Origin of the sequence: Arcobacter sp. F155 (assembly GCF_004116455.1) — a bacterium.
In the GTDB taxonomy this organism is placed as follows: domain Bacteria; phylum Campylobacterota; class Campylobacteria; order Campylobacterales; family Arcobacteraceae; genus Halarcobacter.
This window is the reverse complement of the sequence record NZ_PDJU01000013.1, coordinates 1-24,070: the sequence shown is the minus strand read 5'-3', so window position 1 is coordinate 24,070 and position 24,070 is coordinate 1. Positions and strand designations below refer to the sequence as shown.

At 29.6% G+C, this 24,070-nt stretch carries 28 protein-coding genes; 27 read left to right on the top strand and 1 reads right to left on the bottom strand.

Annotation, left to right across the window (positions count from 1 at the left end):
• Position 1: 1 nt before the first annotated feature.
• Entirely contained in the window at positions 2 to 922 is a 921-nt protein-coding gene (gene fmt / locus CRV03_RS12495) for a methionyl-tRNA formyltransferase (protein ID WP_129085479.1), read from the top strand.
• 8 nt (positions 923 to 930) lie between these two features.
• Here fmt and CRV03_RS12490 read toward each other — a convergent pair whose 3' ends face one another.
• Positions 931 to 1,824, bottom strand: coding sequence for an AEC family transporter (locus CRV03_RS12490; RefSeq protein ID WP_129085478.1), 894 nt, complete (start codon positions 1,822 to 1,824; stop codon positions 931 to 933).
• A gap of 69 nt (positions 1,825 to 1,893) precedes the next feature.
• Between CRV03_RS12490 and CRV03_RS12485 the strand changes: the two genes are divergently transcribed.
• From CRV03_RS12485 to CRV03_RS12360, 26 genes are all read left to right on the top strand, one after another.
• Positions 1,894 to 2,529 carry a biotin--[acetyl-CoA-carboxylase] ligase gene (locus CRV03_RS12485; protein ID WP_129085477.1) on the top strand — a complete coding sequence of 212 codons (636 nt, stop codon included), beginning with the start codon at positions 1,894 to 1,896 and terminating at the stop codon, positions 2,527 to 2,529.
• Positions 2,526 to 3,302 (top strand): ParA family protein, encoded by a 777-nt coding sequence (locus tag CRV03_RS12480; RefSeq protein ID WP_129085476.1) that lies wholly within the window; start codon positions 2,526 to 2,528, stop codon positions 3,300 to 3,302. The genes CRV03_RS12485 and CRV03_RS12480 overlap by 4 nt, the downstream gene beginning before the upstream one ends.
• Before the next feature lie 29 nt (positions 3,303 to 3,331).
• Positions 3,332 to 4,192: a ParB/RepB/Spo0J family partition protein gene (locus CRV03_RS12475; RefSeq protein WP_129085475.1), complete on the top strand. Its 861-nt coding sequence runs from the start codon at positions 3,332 to 3,334 to the stop codon at positions 4,190 to 4,192.
• A 104-nt stretch (positions 4,193 to 4,296) separates the two neighbouring features.
• Positions 4,297 to 4,719 carry a F0F1 ATP synthase subunit B' gene (locus CRV03_RS12470; protein WP_129085474.1) on the top strand — a complete coding sequence of 141 codons (423 nt, stop codon included), beginning with the start codon at positions 4,297 to 4,299 and terminating at the stop codon, positions 4,717 to 4,719.
• 14 nt (positions 4,720 to 4,733) lie between these two features.
• The gene (locus tag CRV03_RS12465; RefSeq protein WP_129085473.1) at positions 4,734 to 5,252 is read left to right on the top strand and encodes a F0F1 ATP synthase subunit B; all 519 of its coding nucleotides are present in this window, start codon (positions 4,734 to 4,736) and stop codon (positions 5,250 to 5,252) included.
• Positions 5,252 to 5,782: a F0F1 ATP synthase subunit delta gene (locus tag CRV03_RS12460; RefSeq protein ID WP_129085472.1), complete on the top strand. Its 531-nt coding sequence runs from the start codon at positions 5,252 to 5,254 to the stop codon at positions 5,780 to 5,782. The genes CRV03_RS12465 and CRV03_RS12460 overlap by 1 nt, the downstream gene beginning before the upstream one ends.
• A gap of 21 nt (positions 5,783 to 5,803) precedes the next feature.
• Positions 5,804 to 7,321, top strand: a complete 1,518-nt coding sequence (gene atpA / locus CRV03_RS12455; RefSeq protein WP_129085471.1) for a F0F1 ATP synthase subunit alpha — start codon at positions 5,804 to 5,806, stop codon at positions 7,319 to 7,321.
• Positions 7,322 to 7,331: 10 nt separating this feature from the next.
• Positions 7,332 to 8,219, top strand: coding sequence for an ATP synthase F1 subunit gamma (gene atpG / locus CRV03_RS12450; protein ID WP_129085470.1), 888 nt, complete (start codon positions 7,332 to 7,334; stop codon positions 8,217 to 8,219).
• A gap of 18 nt (positions 8,220 to 8,237) precedes the next feature.
• Positions 8,238 to 9,632, top strand: coding sequence for a F0F1 ATP synthase subunit beta (atpD, locus tag CRV03_RS12445; protein WP_129085469.1), 1,395 nt, complete (start codon positions 8,238 to 8,240; stop codon positions 9,630 to 9,632).
• A gap of 16 nt (positions 9,633 to 9,648) precedes the next feature.
• Positions 9,649 to 10,026: an ATP synthase F1 subunit epsilon gene (gene atpC, locus CRV03_RS12440; protein WP_129085468.1), complete on the top strand. Its 378-nt coding sequence runs from the start codon at positions 9,649 to 9,651 to the stop codon at positions 10,024 to 10,026.
• 11 nt (positions 10,027 to 10,037) lie between these two features.
• Positions 10,038 to 10,598: a MotA/TolQ/ExbB proton channel family protein gene (locus CRV03_RS12435; protein WP_129085467.1), complete on the top strand. Its 561-nt coding sequence runs from the start codon at positions 10,038 to 10,040 to the stop codon at positions 10,596 to 10,598.
• Positions 10,599 to 10,600: 2 nt separating this feature from the next.
• The gene (locus CRV03_RS12430) at positions 10,601 to 10,990 is read left to right on the top strand and encodes a biopolymer transporter ExbD (RefSeq protein WP_129085466.1); all 390 of its coding nucleotides are present in this window, start codon (positions 10,601 to 10,603) and stop codon (positions 10,988 to 10,990) included.
• A gap of 2 nt (positions 10,991 to 10,992) precedes the next feature.
• Complete coding sequence (locus CRV03_RS12425) at positions 10,993 to 11,721, top strand: TonB C-terminal domain-containing protein (protein ID WP_129085465.1); 729 nt, start codon at positions 10,993 to 10,995, stop codon at positions 11,719 to 11,721.
• 1 nt (position 11,722) lies between these two features.
• The gene (gene tolB / locus CRV03_RS12420) at positions 11,723 to 12,991 is read left to right on the top strand and encodes a Tol-Pal system protein TolB (RefSeq protein WP_129085464.1); all 1,269 of its coding nucleotides are present in this window, start codon (positions 11,723 to 11,725) and stop codon (positions 12,989 to 12,991) included.
• Between the two features lie 71 nt (positions 12,992 to 13,062).
• Entirely contained in the window at positions 13,063 to 14,016 is a 954-nt protein-coding gene (locus CRV03_RS12415) for a DUF523 and DUF1722 domain-containing protein (protein ID WP_129085463.1), read from the top strand.
• A complete protein-coding gene (locus CRV03_RS12410) occupies positions 14,013 to 15,356 on the top strand; it encodes a deoxyribodipyrimidine photo-lyase (protein WP_129085462.1) in 1,344 nt (447 codons plus the stop codon). Before CRV03_RS12415 ends, CRV03_RS12410 begins: the two co-directional genes overlap by 4 nt.
• On the top strand, positions 15,343 to 16,758 hold the full coding sequence (locus tag CRV03_RS12405) for an NAD(P)/FAD-dependent oxidoreductase (RefSeq protein WP_129085461.1): 1,416 nt from the start codon (positions 15,343 to 15,345) through the stop codon (positions 16,756 to 16,758). Before CRV03_RS12410 ends, CRV03_RS12405 begins: the two co-directional genes overlap by 14 nt.
• Positions 16,751 to 17,740: a sensor histidine kinase gene (locus tag CRV03_RS12400; protein ID WP_129085460.1), complete on the top strand. Its 990-nt coding sequence runs from the start codon at positions 16,751 to 16,753 to the stop codon at positions 17,738 to 17,740. The genes CRV03_RS12405 and CRV03_RS12400 overlap by 8 nt, the downstream gene beginning before the upstream one ends.
• A gap of 4 nt (positions 17,741 to 17,744) precedes the next feature.
• Positions 17,745 to 18,455, top strand: a complete 711-nt coding sequence (locus CRV03_RS12395; RefSeq protein WP_129085459.1) for a LytTR family DNA-binding domain-containing protein — start codon at positions 17,745 to 17,747, stop codon at positions 18,453 to 18,455.
• Between the two features lie 12 nt (positions 18,456 to 18,467).
• Complete coding sequence (locus CRV03_RS12390; RefSeq protein ID WP_129085458.1) at positions 18,468 to 19,328, top strand: TIGR01777 family oxidoreductase; 861 nt, start codon at positions 18,468 to 18,470, stop codon at positions 19,326 to 19,328.
• On the top strand, positions 19,325 to 19,768 hold the full coding sequence (locus tag CRV03_RS12385) for an SRPBCC family protein (RefSeq protein ID WP_129085457.1): 444 nt from the start codon (positions 19,325 to 19,327) through the stop codon (positions 19,766 to 19,768). Before CRV03_RS12390 ends, CRV03_RS12385 begins: the two co-directional genes overlap by 4 nt.
• Positions 19,769 to 19,884: 116 nt before the next feature.
• Entirely contained in the window at positions 19,885 to 20,427 is a 543-nt protein-coding gene (locus tag CRV03_RS12380) for an OmpA family protein (RefSeq protein ID WP_129085456.1), read from the top strand.
• A 4-nt stretch (positions 20,428 to 20,431) separates the two neighbouring features.
• Entirely contained in the window at positions 20,432 to 21,421 is a 990-nt protein-coding gene (locus tag CRV03_RS12375) for a tol-pal system YbgF family protein (protein ID WP_129085455.1), read from the top strand.
• A 20-nt stretch (positions 21,422 to 21,441) separates the two neighbouring features.
• Entirely contained in the window at positions 21,442 to 22,014 is a 573-nt protein-coding gene (locus tag CRV03_RS12370) for a peptidylprolyl isomerase (RefSeq protein ID WP_129085454.1), read from the top strand.
• Positions 22,015 to 22,126: 112 nt separating this feature from the next.
• On the top strand, positions 22,127 to 23,059 hold the full coding sequence (gene fabD, locus CRV03_RS12365) for an ACP S-malonyltransferase (RefSeq protein WP_129085453.1): 933 nt from the start codon (positions 22,127 to 22,129) through the stop codon (positions 23,057 to 23,059).
• Positions 23,052 to 23,747 (top strand): 5'-methylthioadenosine/adenosylhomocysteine nucleosidase, encoded by a 696-nt coding sequence (locus CRV03_RS12360; protein WP_129085452.1) that lies wholly within the window; start codon positions 23,052 to 23,054, stop codon positions 23,745 to 23,747. Before fabD ends, CRV03_RS12360 begins: the two co-directional genes overlap by 8 nt.
• Positions 23,748 to 24,070 lie beyond the last annotated feature (323 nt).

Genomic DNA, 24,070 nt, shown 5'->3' with positions numbered 1-24,070 from the left:
TATGTCTAAACGAATTGTATTTATGGGTACACCAGACTATGCAACTAAAATTTTTGAGAGATTACTTAATAGCTCTTATGAAGTAGTTGCTTTATATACTCAACCAGATAAACCAGTTGGAAGAAAACAAGTTTTAACAGCACCACATATTAAACAGTTTTGTTTAGATAACTCTTTAGATATTCCAGTTTTTCAGCCTTTAAAATTAAGAGGAAATAAAGAAGTAGAAGAAGAGATTAAAGCTTTAAATCCTGATTTTATTATCGTTGCTGCATATGGACAAATATTACCAAAAGAGATTTTAGATATTGCTCCTTGTATTAATCTTCACGCTTCACTTTTACCAAAGTATAGAGGTGCAAGTCCTATTCAAGAATCATTATTAAATGATGATGAATATACAGGTGTAACTTCTATGCTAATGGAAGAAGGGCTTGATAGTGGAGATATTTTAGGTTTAGAGTACTTAAAAATAACTCCTACTATGGATGTTGTTGAAGCATTTAATAAGTTATCAGATATAGCTGCAAACTTAACTATTACAACTTTAGATAACTATGAAAAGATAAATCCTAAAAAGCAAAATGAAGCAGAAGTGAGTTTTTGTAAAAAAATCAAAAAAGAGCATGGCTTAGTAGATTTATCAAGTGCAAAAAAACTATATTTAAAGTATAAAGCTTATTCTTTTTGGCCTGGTATTTTCTTAGAGAGTGGCTTAAAATTAAAAGATGTAAAACTAGTAGAAGAAAACTCTTCAAATGAAGAAGGAACAATCCTTGAACTAAATAAAGACTCTGTAGTAATTGCTTGTAAAAAAGGTTCTATTGAAGTTAAGACTCTACAAGCTCCATCAAAAAAAGCTATTAACGCAGTGGATTTTTTAAAGGGGAAAAGAGTATCTGCTGGTGATATTTTACAGTAAGTTTACTACTACCCTAGGTAGTAGTAAAATCCTGTAACACTTAGTAAAGATAACAATACTCCAATAACTAAAGCATTTATTGCTAATCTTTCATCAAGTCCACCTTTTATAGCTAAAACTACAGCCATAGTCATAGGTGGCATTGCTGCTTCTAAAATAGTAGTTTTACTCCAAGTATCATCTAAGTTATAGAAAATTGAGAAAGCTATTAGTACAATTACTGGTACAACAAACATTTTTATAACAATGGCAGTTGTCACTACATTTAATTTATAAAAAATATTTTTAAGTTCTAATTTCATACCAATTGCAATCATAGCAATAGGAACTAGTGTGGCACCAATAGTTTCCATTGTATTCATAACAAACTGAGGCATCTCAAAGTTTTTAGCAAATACTGTTAAAAAGAACATAATAATAGGTGGGAAGAAGATTACACTTTTTGCAATTCCTCTAAAGTTTACATGTTGTCCACTTCCCCAATTGATAATAATCATACCTAAACTAACAAGAAGTAAGAATGAACCAAATAGGTCATAAATAAGAGCATATACTACATAATCTTGCCCATAGAAAGTATCTATATAAGACAGACCTATAAATGATGTGTTTCCAAAAGTTGCAACAATCATAAATGTAGCAAGTACTTTTTTATCTAGTTTGAGTAATTTCCCTACAAAATAAGCTAATAATAGGTTACCTAAAATGATTGTATTAAACATAAAAATCAGTTCTAATGTTTCATATGTCAACTCTAAAGGATAGATTTTAGCAAATACAATTGCAGGAAGAGAAAAGTAGATAATAAACTCTACAAGGTCTTTAGAATTGTCTTTGAAAAAGATTTTGAATAAATAACCAAAAGCTAAGTATAAAGCTATTGGTAAAACTGGATCTAGCATAGTGTGTCTTCTCTTTTTATAACGATTATATTTAATAATGTCTTGAAAAATAATTATGTATAATGATTTATGGAAATAATAAATTTAAAAGAAGTTGATTCAACACATACTTACTTAAAAGAGCTTATTAAAAAAGATGGTTTTACAAATGCTATTTGTGTTTCAGCAGATTATCAAAGTAATGGAATTGGAAGTAGAGGAAACTCATGGGAAGGGAAGGAAGGTAATCTTTTTTTCTCTTTTGTTATATCTAAAAATGATTTGCCAGATGATTTACAACTGCAAAGTGCTTCAATCTATTTTTCATATATATTAAAAGAAGTTTTACAAAGTCAAGGTTCAAAACTTTGGTTGAAGTGGCCAAATGATTTTTACATTGATAATAAAAAAATAGGTGGAACAATTACAACTGCAACAAAAGATTTACTTTATTGTGGCATAGGCTTAAATTTAGAGCATATAAATAGTGATTTTGGTGCTTTAGACATAAAAATTGATAAAATGTATATATTAAAATTATATTTTAAAAGTTTAGAAAAAAAATCATCTTGGAAGGAAATCTTTAACTATTTTCAGATAGAATTCCAAAAGAGTAGAAAATACAAAGCTACAATTGAAAATAAAAAAATTTCATTGGAAAATGCCATTTTAAATAGTGATGGTTCTATACAAATTGACGATAAAAAGGTTTTTAGTTTAAGATGACTGAAGTTATTGCAATTGCAAATCAAAAAGGTGGGGTAGGAAAAACTACTACTGCTGTAAACCTAAGTGCTGCACTAGCACTAGAAGGTAAAAAAGTTTTATTAATAGATGCTGATCCACAAGCTAATGCAACTACATCATTAGGTTTTCAAAGAGATACATATGAGTACAATATTTACCATGTTATGCTTGGAACAAAAGAGTTAACAGAAATCGTACTTGACTCTGAAATTGAAAACTTAAAAGTAGCACCTTCAAATATTGGCTTAGTAGGAATTGAAAAAGAGTTCTATAAAAATATGAAAGACAGAGAGTTAGTTTTAAAAAGAAAAATTGACCCTGTTAAAAAAGATTATGATTATATAATAATTGATTCACCTCCTGCATTAGGACCAATTACAATTAATACATTAAGTGCATCTAATTCTGTTTTAATACCAATTCAGTGTGAATTCTTTGCACTTGAAGGATTAGCACAGCTATTAAATACTATTAAGTTAGTTAAGCAAACTATTAATAGACAGTTACAAATTAGAGGTTTCCTTCCTACTATGTATAGTGCTCAAAACAACCTGTCTAAGCAAGTTTTTGCAGACTTAGCACAGCATTTTGAGAGTAAACTATTTAAAGTAGATGAAAGTTCATATGTTGTTATTCCTAGAAATATCAAACTAGCAGAAAGCCCAAGTTTTGGTAAGCCAATCATGCTTTATGATTCAATGGCTGCAGGAACAAAAGCATATACAAATCTAGCACGTGCAATTGCTGGATAATTTATTTAATTTAATATTAGGATTATAATATGGCATTAGGTAGAGGACTTGGAGAATTATTAGGTGAAGTTGAGACTGCTTATGGAAACTCAAATAGTGAATCTAGATATGGAAAAATTATTGAGATTGAAGTTGAAAAAGTAAAGCCAAACCCAAATCAACCTAGAAAAATATTTGATCAAGATAAATTAAAAGAGCTATCAGATTCTATTGTAGAACATGGCTTAATTCAGCCAGTTACTGTAATTGAAGAAGATGATGGTTATATTTTAGTAGCAGGTGAAAGAAGATTAAGAGCTCATAAACTTGCTAACTTAGAAACTATCAAAGCTACAATTGTAAATATTGAAGATTTCAAACTAAGAGAATTAGCATTAATAGAGAATATTCAAAGAGATGATTTAAATATTATTGAATTAGCATTCTCGTATGCTCAATTAATCAATGAGCATAATATTACACATGATGAGTTATCAAAAAAAGTATTTAAAAGTAGAGCTTCAATTACTAATACCTTAAGACTGTTACAATTATGCTCATATGTACAACAGCTTTTAGCAAATGATAAAATAACTGCTGGACATGCAAAAGTTATGCTTGGACTTGATGATGAAACACAAGTAAAAATTGCAGATTCTATTATCGGCCAAAAACTATCAGTAAGAGAGACTGAAAGTTTAATCAGAAGCCTAAAAACGGGGGATAAAAAGCCTGCAAAGAAGAATCCAAAATCTTCAAAAAACTATGACTTTAAACCACTTGATAATGTAATTGAAAACCTACAAAAAAGTGACCTAAAAGTTAAAGCTGAAAAGAACTATTTTAAGATAGAAATTAAATCTCAAGAGGATATTGAGAAGATTTCTAATTACTTTCGTAACACTTTCTAAAATTCTTTCTTAGAATTCCTCCTTTTAATATAATTTTATACTTGTTTTAGATAAAATTTAAGCAGTTTTAGTCAAACTAAACTGTAAAAAATATGGAGGAATGAATGTTAGACATAAGTCCTGTATTATTGCTTAGCACAGCAATAATCTTTCTTTTTGTTGTTGCAAGACTTAACAGTTGTCTATTTGTACCCCTATTAAAGCATATGGATGATAGAGATAAATCTATTAAGAAAGATTTAGAAAATGCTCAATCAAACTCTGCTGACGTAGACGGTATGTTAGAAGAAGCAAGCCACGTGATTGCTGAAGCTAAAAAAGAAGCAGCTGCTATCAGAGACCAAGCATACAATGAAGCTAAAGAAATAGCTGATGCTAAACTTGCGAGTGCTAAAGAGGAATTAGAAGCTAAGTCTCTTAAGTTCACTAAAGAGCTTGAAGACGAAACAAGAGCTTTAAAAGAATCATTAGTTGCTGCAATGCCTCAATTTAATGAGAGCTTAAAAGCTAAGATTAGCTCGATTTAATTAGGAGGTTAGGGTTGAAAAAATTATTATTACTTGGATTAGCTTTAACTCCTATGGCGTTATTAGCTTCAGCTGAAGGTGCGGAGACAAATTACGATATCGTACAAAGAACCGTTAACTTTATTATTTTTGCTGGTATCATATGGTACCTATTAGCAGATAAGTTAAAAGCTTTTTTTGCTGGTAGAACTGCTTCAATTCAAGCAGAACTTGACAAAGTACAAGATACTTTAAAAGCTTCTCAAGATAAAGTAGAAGATGCTGCTAACAAGTTAGAAGAAGCAAAAAAATTAGCAAATGAAATTGTTGAAAATGCAAAAGCTGATGTTGACTCTGTTAAGAAAAGAGTTGCAGATGCTGTAGATGCAGAAATTGCAAACCTTGATAAAGGTTTCGATGAGAAAGTAAAAATTGAAATGTCAAAAGCTAAGAAACAAATTGTTTCTGAAGTTCTTGAAGAGCTATTAAGCTCTGATAATGTTTCATTAACTCAAGATGAGTTAGCTAACATCGTACTTAAGAAGGTTGCATAATGAATGATTTAATAGCAAAAAGATATGTAAAAGCATTAATAGATGGTAGAGACGTTGAGTCTGCAACTGCTATTTGTAATGATTTAAAAACTATTTCTTCAGCTTATGGAGAAGATAAGTTTATTTCTATTGTTACTTCTTCTGAAGTAAACTCAGAAGATAAGGTTAAATTAGTTTTATCATTTGTAGATAATGCAAGTGCTGAATTAACAAATCTTGTTAAATTATTAGGAACAAAGAAAAGACTTGAAATTATTCCTGCAATTACAAGTGAATTAGAATCACAAGTTGCAAAAATGAATAATTCATATACTGGTGTAGTATATTGTAACAAAGAATTATCAACTGATTATATCTCTACTATTGAGAAAAAATTTAGTGAAAAATTCAATGTACAATTATCACTATCACAAAATGTTTGTGATTACGACGGTATCAAAGTTGATATTGATAGTCTAGGTGTTGAGATTTCATTCTCAAAAGATAGACTTAAGTCACAAATGATTGAACATATTTTAAAAGCAGTTTAGAACTTATAAAGGAGATATTGAATGGGTGTAAAAATTCAAGCAGATGAAATCAGTTCTATCATTAAAGAAAGAATTGATAACTTTGAATTAAATGTAGACGTTAACGAAACTGGGAAGATCATCTCATTTGCAGATGGTATTGCTCAAGTTTATGGTCTTAAAAATGTAATGGCTGGGGAGCTTGTTGAATTCGAAAACGGAGAAAGAGGATTAGCATCTAACTTAGAAGAAGCTTCTGTTGGTGTTGTTGTTCTTGGTTCTGGTGAAGGATTAAGAGAAGGTTCTTCTTGTAAGAGACTTGGAAAACTATTAGAAACACCAGTTGGTGAAGGTATGGTTGGAAGAGTTGTTAATGCACTTGGTGAGCCAATTGATGGTAAAGGTACTATTGAAGCAGCTGAGTCAAGATTCGTTGAGGAAAAAGCTCCTGGAATCATGGCTAGAAAATCTGTTCATGAGCCATTACAAACTGGTATTAAAGCAATTGATGCACTAGTTCCAATCGGAAGAGGGCAAAGAGAGCTTATTATTGGTGATAGACAAACTGGTAAAACAACTGTTGCAATTGATACAATTCTTAACCAAAAAGGTGAAGATGTAGTATGTATTTATGTTGCAATCGGTCAAAAATCATCTTCTGTAGCTAACGTTGTTAGAACTTTAGAAGAGGGTGGAGCAATGGATTATACTGTTGTAGTTAATGCAGGTGCTTCTGAGTCTTCAGCACTTCAATTCTTAGCACCATATACAGGTGTTACTATTGGTGAGTACTTCAGAGATAATGGTAAGCATGCTTTAATTATCTATGATGATTTATCAAAACACGCAGTTGCATATAGAGAGATGTCTTTATTATTAAGAAGACCTCCAGGTAGAGAGGCATTCCCAGGGGATGTATTCTATCTACACTCAAGATTATTAGAAAGAGCTGCAAAAATGTCTGATGAAAATGGTGGTGGTTCTATGACTGCATTACCAATTATTGAGACACAAGCAGGTGACGTTGCTGCATATATTCCAACAAACGTTATTTCTATTACAGATGGTCAAATCTTCTTAGAAACTAACCTATTTAACTCTGGTATCAGACCTGCAATTAACGTTGGTCTTTCTGTATCAAGAGTTGGTGGTGCTGCACAAATTAAAGCTACTAAACAAGTTGCTGGTACATTAAAATTATCTCTTGCACAATATAGAGAGCTAGAAGCATTCGCACAATTCGCATCAGATCTTGATGAGTCTACAAGAAAAGAGCTTGAGCTTGGTCAAAGAATGGTTGAAGTATTAAAGCAAGGTGTTAATAAGCCATTAGTTATTGAAAAACAAATCGTTATTATCTATGCTGGTACAAAAGGTTACTTAAATGATGTTGCTGTATCTGATGTAGTTAAATACGAAGAAGAGTTACACTCATTCATTGAACAAAAATATGCAAATATTTTAGATGACATTAAATCTAAGAAAAAATTAGATGATGAGACTGAGTCAGCATTAAAAGCTGCATTAGAAGAGTTTAAAACTGTTTTTAATGCTAAATAAGGATTAGTCTATGGCTAACTTAAAAGAAATTAAATTAAAAATTGGAAGTGTTAAGAACACTCAGAAGACTACAAAAGCTATGAAGCTTGTATCTTCTGCAAAACTTACTAGAACTAGACAACTGTCTGAGCAATCTAGAAGTTATGCTAAGAAGATTAATGAAGTTCTTTCTGAGATCGCAAACAGAGTTAGCAAAGTTCAAGATGGTGGTAATCACAATAAAGCGTTTATCCCTAACGAGAACCCAAAAACAGTTGATATTGTTTTTGTTACTGCTGACAAAGGTCTTTGTGGTGGTTTTAACATGGCAACGATTAAGAAAGTTAATGAATTAGCCGCTGATTATACATCTAAAGGTGCAAATGTAAGATACAGAGCTGCTGGAAGAAAGGGAGTTGATTTCTTCTCTTTCCAAGGTGTTGAATTATCTCAGAAGGTAACTGATTTATCTTCTGCACCAGATTATGATAGAGCTGCAGATTTTATTAAAGATGTAGTAGAAGATTTCCAAAAAGGTGAAACTGATAAAGTAGTTTTAGTTTACAATGGATTCTTAAATATGCTTACTCAAGAAATTAGAGTAAGAGAACTACTTCCAATTAGCCTAGAAGATGTAGAAACTACACAAGATGAAACATCTATGCTAGAGATTGAACCAGATGATGATGAAGAAGTGTTAGAAGAATTAACGAATAAATATATTGATTTCAATATGTATTATTCTTTAATCGACTCTTTAGCAGCAGAGCACTCTGCAAGAATGCAAGCTATGGAAGCTGCAACTAACAATGCTAAAGACAGAGTTAATTCGTTAACAGTTGAATATAATAAAGCTAGACAAGCTGCAATTACAACAGAGCTGATAGAGATTATCAGTGGTGTTGAAGCATTAAAATAATTTAAAGGAGCTGCCCGTATGAAAGGTAATATTATTCAGGTAATGGGTCCTGTTGTAGACGTTGAGTTCGACGGATATTTACCAGAAATTAACGAAGCTATTGAAGTTACATTAGCGGACGTTAACCAAGATAGATTAGTTCTAGAAGTTGCTGCACACATTGGTGATAGCAGAGTTAGAACTATTGCTATGGATATGACAGAAGGTTTAAAAAGAGGACAAGAGTGTACTGCTACTGGTGGACCAATTAAGGTTCCAGTTGGTGAAGCTGTACTTGGAAGAATCTTTAACGTAATTGGTGACCCAGTTGATGAAGGTGAAGCAATTTCTGAAGATACTGAAAGATGGTCAATCCATAGAGCTGCTCCAACTTTTGAAGAGCAATCTACAAAAACTGAAATGTTTGAAACAGGTATCAAAGTTGTTGACTTACTTGCACCATACTCAAAAGGTGGTAAAGTAGGACTATTCGGTGGTGCTGGTGTTGGTAAAACAGTTATTATTATGGAGCTTATCCATAACGTTGCGTTCAAACACTCAGGTTACTCTGTATTTGCAGGTGTTGGTGAAAGAACAAGAGAAGGTAATGACCTTTACTACGAAATGAAAGACTCTAATGTACTTGACAAAGTTGCATTATGTTATGGTCAAATGAGTGAGCCTCCAGGTGCAAGAAATAGAATTGCATTAACTGGTCTTACTATGGCTGAGTACTTTAGAGATGAAAAAGGTCTTGATGTATTAATGTTCGTTGATAATATCTTTAGATTTGCTCAAGCAGGTTCTGAGATGTCAGCATTATTAGGAAGAATTCCTTCAGCTGTTGGTTACCAACCAACATTAGCTAGAGAAATGGGTGCATTACAAGAGAGAATTACTTCAACTGCAAAAGGTTCTATTACTTCTGTTCAAGCTGTATATGTTCCTGCGGATGACTTAACTGACCCTGCTCCAGCTTCTGTATTTGCTCACTTAGATGCAACTACAGTACTTAACAGAAAAATTGCAGAAAAAGGTATCTACCCAGCGGTTGATCCACTAGATTCAACTTCTAGAATTTTATCTGCAGACGTATTAGGTGAAGAGCACTATGCAGTAGCAAGAGGTGTTCAATCTGTATTACAAAAATATAAAGATTTACAAGATATTATTGCAATTCTTGGTATGGACGAGTTATCTGAAGAAGATAAACTTGTTGTTGCAAGAGCTAGAAAAATCGAAAGATTCTTATCTCAACCATTCTTCGTTGCAGAAGTATTTACAGGATCTCCAGGTAAGTATGTTGAATTATCAGATACTATTGCTGGATTCAAAGGTATCCTTGATGGTAAATATGACAACATTCCAGAAATGGCATTCTATATGGTTGGTGGAATCGACGAGGTATTAGCAAAAGCTGAGGATATGAAATAACAAATAAGGCATGCTTATGGATACACTAAAATTATCAATAGTTGCACCAAATGGTCAAATCTTTAGTGATGAAGTAAAATCTGTAACTCTTCCAGGTAAAGAGGGAGAGTTCGGAGTTTTACCAGGACATGCTTCTTTAGTATCATCATTAACTGTTGGCGTAATTATAATAGAAAAAGCAGATTCAACTGAAGCAGTAGCAATTAACTGGGGTCACGTTAAAGTGGGTGAAAGTTCTGTTGACGTATTAGTTGACGGAGCTGTAGCACTTACTTCAGGTGCTGACTCTGAAATTGCGAAAAACATTGACGCTGCAAAAGATTTAGTTAACTCTGTTAAAGATGCAAACGTATCATTAGCAGCAGTTGAGGCTAAAATCAACTCATTCGCTTAAAAAAGTAGATAATGATTGATTCAGCTTTAAATTATTTAAGTAATGGTAGTGCCATAACACTTTTAGTGTTGTGGTCACTTTCATTATATATGGTTATCGTTTTTTGGATATTCATCTACAGATTTCTATCTTTGAAATCTTCAATTCTTACTGAAAAAAAATCACTAGAAGCATTAACATCACGAAGTTCAACTTTAAGTCCTATGTCTGCACTTAATAAATGTGCAAACGGAGTTACTAATAAAGAGATTCTTAGTGCATGTGAAATAAATATTATTAAAGATGCTAGTGTTGGAATATCATGGATGTCAATTATTGCATCAACTGCTCCTTTTATTGGACTATTTGGAACAGTAGTAGGTATTCTTGAATCATTTGCAAAGTTTTCAAGTCATTCAAAAGTAGGGTTTTCTGTAATTGCACCTGCAATTTCTGAAGCTTTAGTTGCAACAGCAGCTGGAATTTTTGTGGCAATTTTTGCATATACTTTCCATCAAATATTAGTAAGAAAAGTTTATGAGTTAAATACTTATATCAAGGCACAAGCTAAAATCTTAATTGCTAAAGGTTAATCATGTTTGATTACAACCAAAAACCTGATTTAAATATTACTCCTTTAGTAGATATTATGCTAGTGCTTCTTGCAATCTTAATGGTTACTGCACCAGTAGTTGAGTTTGAAGAACCTGTAAATCTTCCAAAAGGAAGCAAATCTCAACAAATACAATCAGTTAAAAAAATTGATATATTACTTACAAAAAATAAAAAGATAAAAATCAATAAAAAAAGTTTTGAATTTGATACTTTTGCAGATAACTTTGTTTTATTTGCACAAAATAAAGATAGAAAAACTCCTATACACATAAGAGCTGAGAAAACTTTGATGTATAATGATGTAATCTATATACTTAAATCAGTAAAAGAAGCTGGATTTACTAAAGTATCACTTATTACAGATGGATAATTATGCAAGATAAAAATTACTTTTATCTATCAGGTGTAATATCTGTTTTTATATACCTTATTTTTGGTTTTCTATTTCTTTTTTATATAAATGCCCCTGCACCAAAAAAGTTTGATATTAATACTAAAACTACAGTTTTAGAATTAGAACTTATTTCTACTAAATCAACTGAAAAAAGAGTTGCTAAAAAGAGTGAGTCAAAACAAGAAAAGATTGTTAAAAAATCTACATCTCAATCAAATAAACAAAAAGCAGATTTTAAATCACTATTTGCTAATGTTAAAACTAAATCTAAAAAAGTAGTAGAAAAAGATACAACTACGCAAAAAGCATCTATTGACCCAAGTAGATTTAGGTCTAAATTTCAAAAAGAGAAAAATACAGATAATTTAAAGGTTTCTAAACTTTTAAATGATGTTAAAACTAGTACAAATAGACCTGTTGTTAACTCTACTAGTAAAGGTGAGGAACATGAATACTTTTCAAAAATAAAACAGATTTTATGGGAGAGATGGAATCCTAAACTATTAGAAGATGGTTTAGTTGTAAAAGTTCTTGTAATGATTACAAATAGTGGAGATTTTGATTACCGTGTTATAAAGTATTCAAATGATGTACGATTTGATGAGTCATTAAAAGAGTTTTTAAATTCTCAAGTTAGGGAGACTTTCCCTACACATAATATTAACAGTAAAGTTGATATTATTATAAACTTTAAATCGGAAGGTTAATATGAAAAAAGTATTATCAATTTTATTTCTAATTACAACATTTGTTTTTGCTGCTGATGCAGAGTTAGATATCGTTAAAAAATCAGGTTCTATGCCTAAAATCGAAGTTTCAGTAGCACCTAATGCTATGAATAAGCCACTTACTCAAAAAGTAGCAAAGATGATTGAAAAGGATTTAATGGTAAGTGGACACTTTGAAGTAGTTAAAGCTTCACAAGTTGTTGATTACAACTCAAATCCAGACATGTTAGTTTTATCAATTAAAGGAACTGACCTTTTTGTAAATGTTAGTTCAAATGTAAGTAGTTTTGGTGGCTATTCTGTAATGGTTAAAATGTATGATTCAAACTCTAAGAAAATGGTATTTAATCGAACTTTCTCTACATCAAAAGAGGATAGATATCCATTTGTAGCTCATAGAATTGCAATTAGAATTAATAAATATCTAAATGCACCACCAATTGACTGGATGGATAAGTTTGTAATTTTCTCTCAATATAAAAGTGCAAAAAAAGCAGATATTATAATTGCTGACTATACTCTTACTTTTCAAATGCCAGTTATAAGAGGTGGACTTAATATTTTCCCTAAATGGGCAAATAGTAAACAAGACTCATTTTATTACACAACATATGATAGTGGAATTCCAACTTTAATTAAAACAAATATCTACACTAGACAAAGAGAAACTATTATGAGAAGTGAAGGTATGATAGTTGCTTCTGATGTAAGTGAAGATGAAAAGAAAGTTTTAATTACAGCTTCACCAAATCATCAACCAGATATCTATTTATACAATACTGTTAATAAAACAAAAAAGAGACTAACTACATATAAAGGTATTGATGTAGGAGCTCATTTTGTTGATAATGAAAAAAGAATTGTTTTCGTATCTGATAGATTAAAGTATCCAAATATTTTTGCAAAAGATATTGGAGGAAGAGGAGTTGAAAGATTAGTTTACCATGGAAATAACAACTCATCTGCAACTACATATAAAGATTATGTAGTATATACAAGTAGAGATAGAAACAATGAGTTTGGTTCTTATACATTCAATCTTTATTTAATGTCAACAAAAAGTGATTTCCTGAAAAGACTTACTTCAAATGGAAGTAATCAATTCCCTAAATTTTCAAAAGATGGAGAATCTATTATCTTCTTAAAGACTGTAAATAATAGAAGTTCAATAGGAATCCTTAGACTTAATTATTCTAAGTCATTTACTTTCCCATTAGCAAATGGAAAAATCCAGTCAATCGACTGGTAATATTATAAACTTACATTTTATATATACAAAGATATACTAGTTTTATTATAATTTCCTAAAAGGAGTTTAAAATGAAACTAGGAATATCATCTTGCCTACTTGGTACTACGTGCCGATATGATGGCGGTCATTCACGAGACAAATTTATTGTTAATGAATTATCTAACTACTTTGATTTTGAGGCTTTTTGTCCTGAAAGATTAGTTTTTCCAACTCCACGACCTGCAATAAGGTTAGTTAAAAGTGATGGTGAAGTAACTATTCGAACATCAAATGACAATGAAGATGTTACAGATACTATTACTGAGATATCTAAAGAGCTTGTAAAAAAGATTGAAGATAATCAATTATGTGGATTTATTTTAAAATCTAAATCTCCAACATGTGGTATGGAAAGAGTTAAAATCTATCCTGATAAAAAAAATGGTCAAAGTGAAAATGTAGGTGTTGGAGTTTTTGCAAAAGAGCTAAAAGAAAGATTCCCTTATTTACCAATTGAAGAAGAAGGTAGATTAGGCGATCCATGGCTTAGAGAAAACTTTTTAATGCAAGTATTTGCATATAAATCATTATTTGAATTTTTAGAAAAAAAGCCAAATATAAATGATTTAGTTGAGTTTCATACTTCTTACAAATATTTAATCTATGCAAAATCACATAATGCATATAAAGAGCTAGGAAATATAGTTGCAAATAGAGATAAAAAGCCATTGGAGACTATACTTGATGAGTATAAAGAGTTGTTTTTAAAGACAATTGCTCAAAAAGGTACGATTAATAATACCTATAATGTTTTACTTCATATTTATGGTTATTTCAAAAAAGTTATATCAAAAGAGGAAAAAGATGATATTTTAGAGACTCTTGAAGACTTCAAAAAAGGAATAGTTCCTTTAATTGCTGTTATAAAAATAATAAAACTTTATACAAACAAATTTGATATTGAGTATCTTAAAACTCAAGTATTTATAAATCCATATCCAAAAGATTTAGCACTTCGTTCTAAAGTTGAGGCTTACAGATGAAACAAATACTTTGGTTTAGACGAGATTTAAGAGTTACAGATTCTGCATTATTACAATATGCAGAAGATGAAGTACTACCAATATTTATCTTCGATAAAAATATTCTAAACTCTTTGCCTAAAGATGATAAAAGAGTTTCTTTTATTTATGAATCAGTATTAAACCTAAAGAGAGAGCTTCAATCTTTAGGTTTAGACTTAGCAATATTTTATGATGAACCATTAAATGTTTTTAAAACTTTAGCAAAAGATTTTGATGAAGTTCTATGCTCCATAGATTTTGACGCATATGCTATTAAAAGAGATAAGGAAGTTGAAAAGGTTCTTCCTTTAAAAAGATTTAATGATTCATTTATTTTAAATCCAAATGAACATCTTAAAGCAGATAATACTCCATATAAAGTATTTACTCCTTTTTATAAATCATTGAATTTAATTACTCAATCTTTTTCTATAGAAGAGTATAAAAGAAATGAAAAACTCAAACTTACAAGCTTTAATTATAAAAAAATCATATCTTTAGAAGACTTAGGTTTTGAAAAACAAGAATTACCATCTTTTTTATATAAAGATGCAAGGGATTTATTAAAAGAGTTTTTATTAGAAATAGATGATTATCAAGTAAATAGAGACTTTTTTTATAAAGATGCCACATCAAAACTATCTGTTCATCTAAGATTTGGTCTTATTTCCCCTAAAGAGATTTTTAATATTGTAAAAAAATCAAATGTAAATGATTGTGAATTTTTTATTAGAGAGCTTTTTTGGAGAGAATTTTATAATTATATACTTTTTCATTTTCCAAATTCTGAAAGTAAAAACTTCAATGGCATAAATATTTCTTGGAATGAAAATGAAGATGACTTTCAAAAATGGTGTGAAGGAAAAACTGGTGTGCCTATAATTGATGCAGCTATGATTCATTTAAATAAAACAGGTCTTATGCATAATAGATTAAGAATGATTGTTGCTTCATTTTTAACAAAAAACCTTTTTGTTGATTGGAAGAAGGGCGAGAAGTATTTTGCTTTAAAACTTCTTGATTATGAAGCAAGTTCAAATATTGGTTCATGGCAATGGGCTGCAAGTACAGGTGCTGATGCTGCTCCATACTTTAGAGTATTTAATCCTTATACTCAATCTTCAAAATTTGATAAAGATGGTCTTTTTATAAAATCAGTTATTAAAGAGTTAGAAGAGGTGGACCCAAAACTTTTCCATATAGAAAATGCACTTTCTTCAAATCTTTTTTTTAATTATCCTAAAGCAATAGTTGATATATCTTTATCAAGAAAAAGAGCAATAGAAAACTTCAAAAGGGCTAAAGATGAAAACTTATGATTTAGCCATTGTTGGCTCTGGAATGGGAGGTAGTATGATTGCCTCTTTAAATAAGCAAAAAGATGTAATAGTTTTTGAAAAAGATACTAATCTTGGAGGCTGTGCAAGTACTTTTAAAAGATTTGGTAACTACTACAATAGTGGTGCAACAACACTTGTTGGATATGAAGAAAATCATCCTTTAAAAAAGATATTTGATAAAGTTAATGTAAATTTAGATTTAAAAAAAAGCGATATAGCAATAAGAGTTCTTCAAAATGGTAAAACAATTGATAGAGTAAAAGATTTTGAAAAGTTTTTATCTCAGATAGACAAAGCTTATCCAAATAAAAACAATAGAGTCTTTTGGCAAACAATAAAAGAACTAGATGATAAGTTTTGGAAACTAAAAAATGTATATTATTCAAAATACTCATTATCTTCTTATGTAAAAACAATTAAATCAGTAAGTGAGATTTTTTTAACTTTTAAATTTGACTTATTTAAAACTGCAAGTGGTTTTATAAAAGATACTTTAGGTGATATTTCAAAGGAGTATCAAGACTTTATAGATTCACAGCTTTTGATAACTTTGCAAACTAAATCAAAAGATATCTCTTTGTTATCATTAGCTTTAGGTTTAGCTTATCCTTTCCATGATGTATTTTATGTAAATGGTGGAATGGGTTCAATTTTTGATGAGCTTTTAAAAGATATAGAGACTCATAATAAAGAAGAAGTAAAGTCTATAACAAAACAAAATGACGTATATCTTTTAAAAACAAGAAAAGCTGAGTATAAAGCAAAAAATGTGATATTAAATTCTACAGTTTATGATAGTTCTAAGTTATTTGAAGATGAAAAGATAAAGTCATATTATAATAAGTTTTCATTCAATGACCAAAGTGCTTTTGTAATCCACATGACAATAAACAAAAAAGAAGATTTGCTACACCATTATCAAATAATTTTAGAAAATGAGATTCCAAATTCTATTTCTAACTCTTATTTTGTATCTCTAAGTTCTAGTGAGGATAGAAAAATGTCTGAAAATGGAATAAATATAACTATCTCAACTCATACTAAAGCAAGATTTTGGAGTAATTTAAATAAAGATGAATACAAAAGACAGAAATTTATAACAGAAGAGTTTATAATAAATAGTTTTTTAGAAAACTTTGATAACATAAGTAAAGAGGATATTCAAATCTCTTTTAGTGGAACAGCAAAAACATTTAATCGTTTTATAAATAGAAACAACTGTGGTGGAAAAGCTATAACTTTAAAAACTTTGATTCAAGTGCCAAGTTGTAGAACACCATTTGAAGGTTTGTATAATGTTGGAGATACAATATTTGCAGGACAAGGTTGGCCAGGAGTTGCTTTAGGTGTAAATATATTGAAGGAAGAATTAGATGGATAGTGTAAAATTAAAAATATCAATTATTGATTGGTTATATATCATTTTAATTGGTGCTTGCTTTGGTTTTTTAATATCTTTATTCCTTTATTTTATGAATGAAAACTTACAAAACTTTTCTACAATTTTTTTTAGTACATTAAGTGCTATATCTATTTCTTTTTTTGCTTTTATTTTAATTACTATTTCAAATGACTATATATTACCTAGAGTTAATGAAAAGTTTTGGTATCTAATTAGTTTTATTTTCTCTTTCTTTTCTGGCTTTTTAGGTTTCTCTTTTTCTTACTATATCTTTTCTCTAAGTGAATACAATATAATTAACATGATTAAGCCTTATTGGTTTTATATTAGTATTACAATAGGTTTTTTAACTTTTTTAGTAGGTATGATTCTTCATCAATTTATTTCAATGAAATATAGAAATGAGTCAATCACAAGTGAAGTTTTAGAAACTAAGATTAAAGCTTTAGAAGGTGAGCTTAATCCTCATTTTTTATTTAATGCCTTAAACTCTCTTTCTGAATTAATATATATAGATCAAAAGAAAGCAGAAAAAGCAACACTGGATATTTCAACTTTTTTAAGAAATGCAATTACTAAAGATAGTCTTATCTCTTTAGAAACAGAAATAAAAATGGTTGAAACCTATTTAGATATAGAAAATATTAGATTTGATAATAATATAAAAATGACAAGCTCTTTTGATGAAGATACAGGATATATTCAAGTACCAAAGTTTTCTATTCAACTATTAGTAGAAAATGCAATAAAACATGGATATAAGTCTGAAGCTTTAAATATAGATATAAAAGCTGATGCGAACTCAATTGTAGTTACAAATGATGGTGTTTTACCAGAAGAAGTAAAATTTGGTACTGGACTTAGTAATTTACAGAAAAGATTGCACTTATTAAACATAGGAAAGCTAGAATATAAGATAGAAAATGAAAAAATGAGTTTTATAATAAAGATAAAAAGGTAAAGTTTTGAAAACACTTATAGTAGATGATGAAAAATTAGCTCTTAGTAGACTAAAAAGAATTTTAGTAGAAGAGGGTATTAGTGATATTACTGAGGCCTCAACACCTCTTGATGCTATTAAAGAAGCAACAAAATCAAAGTTTGATATTGCTTTTTTAGATATTTCTATGCCTACAATGAGTGGTCTTGATTTAGCAAACACTCTTTTAGAGATGAATCCAAATACTTTTATTATCTTCCAAACAGCGCATGAAGAGTATGCCTTAGAAGCTTTTAAAAGTGGAGGGATGGATTATCTATTAAAACCAATATCTAATGAAACTGTTAATAAGTGTTTAGAAAAAATAGGAAAATATATAGATACTAAGGTTAATGAAACCAAAAAGATAGTTGCAAAAAGAGGAAATAAAATATATTTAATCTCTTTAGATGATATATACTATATAAAAGCAGATTTAGATGAAGTTATTATAAAAATCAAAGAAACCGATGCCTATGTTAGAAAAAAAATTGGTGATATGGAAAAGATTCTTTCAGATAAGAACTTCTTTAGAGTTCATAGGTCATATATAGTTAATGTTGATAAGATTAAATCAATGCAAAGTATTGAACAATCAAAACTAGAAATATCGTTTGTTGATATAGATGACTTAGTTACAACATCAAAAGATGGTGCAAAAGAGTTTAGAGAATATTTAGATAATAAAACTATATAAAAAGGATTTTAGATGAAAACTATAGCAATAACTGGTTCAAGTGGATTTGTTGGAACAAATATAAAAAGTTTTTTTTCTAAAAAAGATTTTGAAGTTATTTCAATCAAAAGAGAAGATTTAAAAAATAAAGCAAAGTTACTATCAATTATAGAAAAAGCTCATATTGTTATAAATTTAGCTGGTGCAAATATAATAAATAGATGGACTGACTCTTACAAAAAATTATTGTATAGCAGTAGAATTGATACAACAAAAGCTTTAATTCATGCAATGACAAAAGCAAAAGTAAAACCAGAGCTTTTTATATCAACTTCAGCAGTAGGTATTTATAGTAATAAAGACTGCTATGATGAAGTGTATTTTAAATATTCAGATGATTTTTTAGCAAACCTTTGTAAAGACTGGGAAAAAGAAGCATTAAAGGCAAAAGAGTTAGAAATAAGAACAGCAATTTTTAGATTTGGAATAGTTTTAGGAAAAGGTGGAGCTTTAGAAAAAATGCTGCTTCCTTTTAAAATGGGAGTAGGTGGAACTATTGGAGCTGGACAGCAACATTTTTCATTTATACATATAAAAGACTTATTAAATGCATATAAGTTCTTAATTGAAAATATAGATTTAAATGGAGTGTTTAATCTTACTTCTCCTATGCCAACAACGAATAAAGGACTTACAAAAGCTTTAGGAACAGCTCTAAATAGACCAACTTTATTACCAGTTCCTGAATTTATGTTAAATCTTATCTTTAGTGAAGGTGCAAAAGTTTTAACAGATGGACAGTGTGTTGAGCCAAAAAGATTGGTTGATAGTGGCTTTGTTTTTAAACATACAACCATTGATGAAACAATTAATAGTATAGTAAATAAAAAATGAAAAAATACGAAAAAACTTCATTTATAGATTGTACATTAGAAGAGTTATTTGATTTTCATTTGGATGTAAATAATTTAAAAGCAATCACTCCAGATAATATACAAATAACTTTTTTAGAAGAAAACTTTACTCCTAAAGAAAACGGAGTTCTAAAAATAAAAACAGTAAAAAACTTCCTTCCGATAAGATGGGAAGTAAAGATTGAAAAGTTACAAAGACCTAATATATTAGTTGACTTGGCACTAAAGTCACCTTTTAAATATTGGAAGCATTCTCATGTTTTTACTAAAAAAGGTAATATGTGTGAGTTAAGAGATGTTGTAGAGTATGAACTACCCTTTGGTAAAGTAGGAGGGTTATTTGACTTTTTTATTAAAAAAGAGTTAGATGCTATGTTTACTTTTAGGCATAATAAAACAAAAAAACTCTTAGAAAAATAATATCAACATAAACAAAATAAATGAATTTTTCATTAAGAAATAACATAAACTAAGTAATGTACCATTAAGTTTAGATTTAGTAAAATCAAATGAAATTTTCTAAAAGGGAACTGGTTATGAAAAAATTAAGCATCTATACTTTTCTAGTTGCAGCAGTATTATTTACTGGATGTAGTCAAAAAGAAGTTGAGGTTTCTGGTGCAGATAATTCTGAATCTGCATTAAACAACATCGACAACTCAAATATTCAAAATGAGGTTGTAAATGACTCATTAGTAGAGAGTTCTGACAATGGTTATTACTATATGATTAATGGTAAAAAAGAACTTATTCAAAATATTTATTTTGGTTTTGATAAATATAGCTTAACAACAGAAATGAAAAATGTTGCAAAAGAGAATGCATCTAAACTATCAGGTGTTCAAGCAGGAACTACTATTAAAGTAGAAGGTAACTGCGATGAGTGGGGAACTGATGAGTATAACTATGCATTAGGTTTAAAAAGAGCTAAGATTGTAAAAGATACATTAGTTATGGATGGAGTAGACGCAAATGCAATTAAAGTTGTAAGTTTCGGTGAAAGTAATCCTGTATGTACTGACAAAAACTCTACTTGTTGGCAAAAAAATAGAAGATCAGAGCATAAATTAGTAAAATAATTAAATGATCAAAAAACTACTATTAACTAGTATTTTTATTTCTAGTACCTTAACTGTAACAGCAGATGAAGTTTCAGTTTTTGGTGCTGGAGATTTAGACTCTAAAAATCCATATGGATTAAATTCTGCAGAAAAGAATATCTTAAAAAATAAAAAAACTTTAGGTAGCATCGATTCAAAAGTAAAAGATGTTAAATATACAGTTGGCTCATTAAGTGAGAGAATTGATGGTTTAGAATCAATCTATGAAGGTGATTCTCAGAAACTTAATAAAACAGTAATTAAATTAAATGAAGTAATTAAAAAACTTGAAGAAAATTCAAGTATATCTGAAAAAAATAGTTCAGATATTCAAAGTTTAAAAACAGTATCAACTCAAATTTTAACTATGCAAGAAGAAATTTCTTCTCAAAATAAAAAGAATATTACAAATTTAAAGAAAGCAATTTCTAAATTAACAAATTCAGTAAATAAGCTAAATAAAACTTATGTTTCTGAAAAGGAACTTGAGTCTAATATGAATCAGTTTATTACTAGAGCGGAGTTTGAAGCCTTAAAAAAATCTTTAGGTGTAAAAACTAGTAATAAAACTACAACTAAAAAAAAGTCTAACAAGGTATTATCCTACAAAGATAAAGATGCTATGTTAGCAGAAGCGAAAGAGCTATTTAAAAAAGATTATTTTACAAAAGCTATTCCTATGTTTGAAGAGCTAGTAGAGTTAAACTTTAAACCTGCAGAGGGTAATTTTTATTTAGGTGAAATGTGGTATTATAGAAAAAAATATGAAGAAGCAATTTCATATTTTAAAACATCAGCTATGTTATATGATAAAGCGGACTATATGCCAAAACTTTTATTACATAGTGCTATTTCTTTTGAAAAAATAAAAGACTATAGCAATGCGGCAAATTTTTACAACTCTTTAATTGGTATTTATCCAGATTCTAAAGAAGCAAAAATTGCCACAAAAAATTTATCAAGTATAAAATAATTAATAATTTAGGAGAAAAAATGTCAAAAGTAATTGGAATTGAATATACTTTAAAAGATGCTAACTCAGGTGAGCAAATTGATTCAAATGTTGGTGGAGCACCATTAGAGTTCGTTTCTGGAAAAGGTCAAATTATTCCAGGTTTAGAAACTAAACTTGTTGAAATGTCAGAATCAGAGCAAGCTGATGTTATGGTTGAAGCTAAAGATGCATATGGTGAGTTTAATGAAGAAGCTGTTCAAACTTTACCAAAAGAGCAATTTGCTGGTATTGAATTAACTGAAGGTATGTCTTTATATGGTACAGGTGAGCAAGGTGAAACTGTACAAGTAACAGTTAAATCATTTACTGATACTGATGTAACTATTGATTATAACCACCCATTAGCTGGTAAAACATTAATGTTCTCAGTAACTGTATTAACTTTAAGAGATGCAACAGAAGAAGAGATTCAAACTGGTGTTGTTGGTGGAATGGCTGCTATGGGCGGTGGTTGTTGTGGTGGTGGAAGCCATGACCATGGTTCAGAAGGTGGTTGTTGTAGTACTGAACCACAACAGCCTTCTCATGGAGGATGTGGTTGTAGCCACTAATTTACTCAAATTAACAAATATAAAAGGCTCAGGAGTTTCTTCTGAGCCTTTTTATTTTACTAACTAAAAAACTTAAGTATAATAACAACTAAATTAATTTTAAAGGTTTACAATGAAAAAAGTAGCTTTCATTTTTCCAGGTCAAGGAAGTCAATCTATTGGTATGGGAAAAGATTTTTTTGAAAATAGTGAATTAGCAAAAGAGATGATTTCTAAAGCTAGTCAAAGATTAAATATAGATTTTGAAAAATTACTTTTTGAAGAAAATGATAAAATAGGGCAAACTGAATATACTCAACCAGCAATTTTACTTGTAAGTTCAATTGCAAATGCAATATTCAAAGAGAAGTGTGATATTCAACCAGAGTTTGTATTAGGACACTCATTAGGTGAATTTTCTGCTTTAGTAAGTGCTGGTGCAATTGATTATTTAGATGCAGTAGAATTAGTTCATAAAAGAGGTTTATTTATGACTGAAGCTTGTAGTGGACAAGATGCAGGAATGATGGCTTTAGTAGGACTAGATGATTCAACAGTTGAAAATATTTGTAAAGAACAACAAGAAGCAGGTAAAAAAGTTTGGCCAGCAAACTATAATATGGATGGTCAATTAGTTTTAGCTGGAATTAAAGCTGATTTAGAAAGCTTAGTTGATACATTTAAAGAAGCTGGAGCAAAAAGAGCTATTGTATTAGATATGTCAGTTGCTTCTCACTGCGAATTATTAAGAAGTTCTGTAGAGAATTTAAAACCATATTTAGAAGAGTATTTAAAAGATGAGTTTTCACCAGTTATTTCAAATGTAACTACGGAAGCTTACTCAACTAAAGATGAAGCAGTTGAATTATTATCTTCTCAATTAACAAGCCCAGTAAAATACAAACAGTCAATTGCAGCAAATGCAGATAAAGTAGATTGTTTTATCGAATTTGGAAATGGAATTGTATTAAAAGGTCTTAATAGAAAAATTTGTAAAGGTACTGCTACATTAAATGTAAGTGATTTTGCATCATTAGAGAAAGTATTAGGTGAATTAAATGACTAAATTAGCAATTATGGGAGCAATGGAGGAAGAGATTGAACCTCTATTAGCTCATTTTGGTGAAGCTAAAGTTACAGAATATGCTGATAACAAATATTATGAAGTATCACATAATGGATTAGATATTGTTATTGCATATTCAAAGATTGGAAAAGTATTTGCTTCATTAACAGCAAGCACTATGATTCAGAAATTTGGATGTGATACATTATTATTCTCTGGAGTTGCAGGTGGAATTAACCCTGAGCTTAAAATTGGAGATTTAATTATTGCAGATAAACTATGTCAACATGATTTAGATATTACAGCATTTGGACACCCACACGGATTTGTTCCAGGTGGAAATGTTTTAATTGACACAACAAAAGAACTTAGAGATGTTGCTATTGAAGTAGCAAAGGAAAATGGTATTAATGTTATTGAAGGAACTATCGCTACTGGTGATCAATTTGTTCATTCATCTGAAAGAAAAGATTTCATTCAAAAAACATTTAATGCTGATGCATTAGAAATGGAAGGTGCAAGTGTTGCAGTAGTATGTGATTCTTTAAATATTCCATTCTTTATATTAAGAGCAATTTCTGATACTGCAGATGGTGGTGCTGATATTGACTTTGATGAGTTTTTAAAATCTTCTGCAAAAAACTCAGCTGACTATTTAGTAAAAATAGTAAATAAACTTCAAAAATAATAAAACTATTATTAAAGTCATAAATATAACTTTATTTAGTTATATTTATGGCGAAAACCCTAAAAACCCTAAAACTTTCAAAATTTAAGCTTCAATTAAGAAGAAACCCTTGACAAGAGGAGAAAAATCTATTATAATTCCCGTCCAATTTCAGAGGAACGACATCAAAAATGATTGAAAGAGTTGCGAAGGAATAGGAGATCTTTTAAAATTTAGAAGGTTTGTAAATAACTTTTATAAACCGAATATGAAATTACAACAAACAAGAATATATTGTAAATATATCCTTGTCTATTTTAATAACAAAGCTTATGCTTTTACAA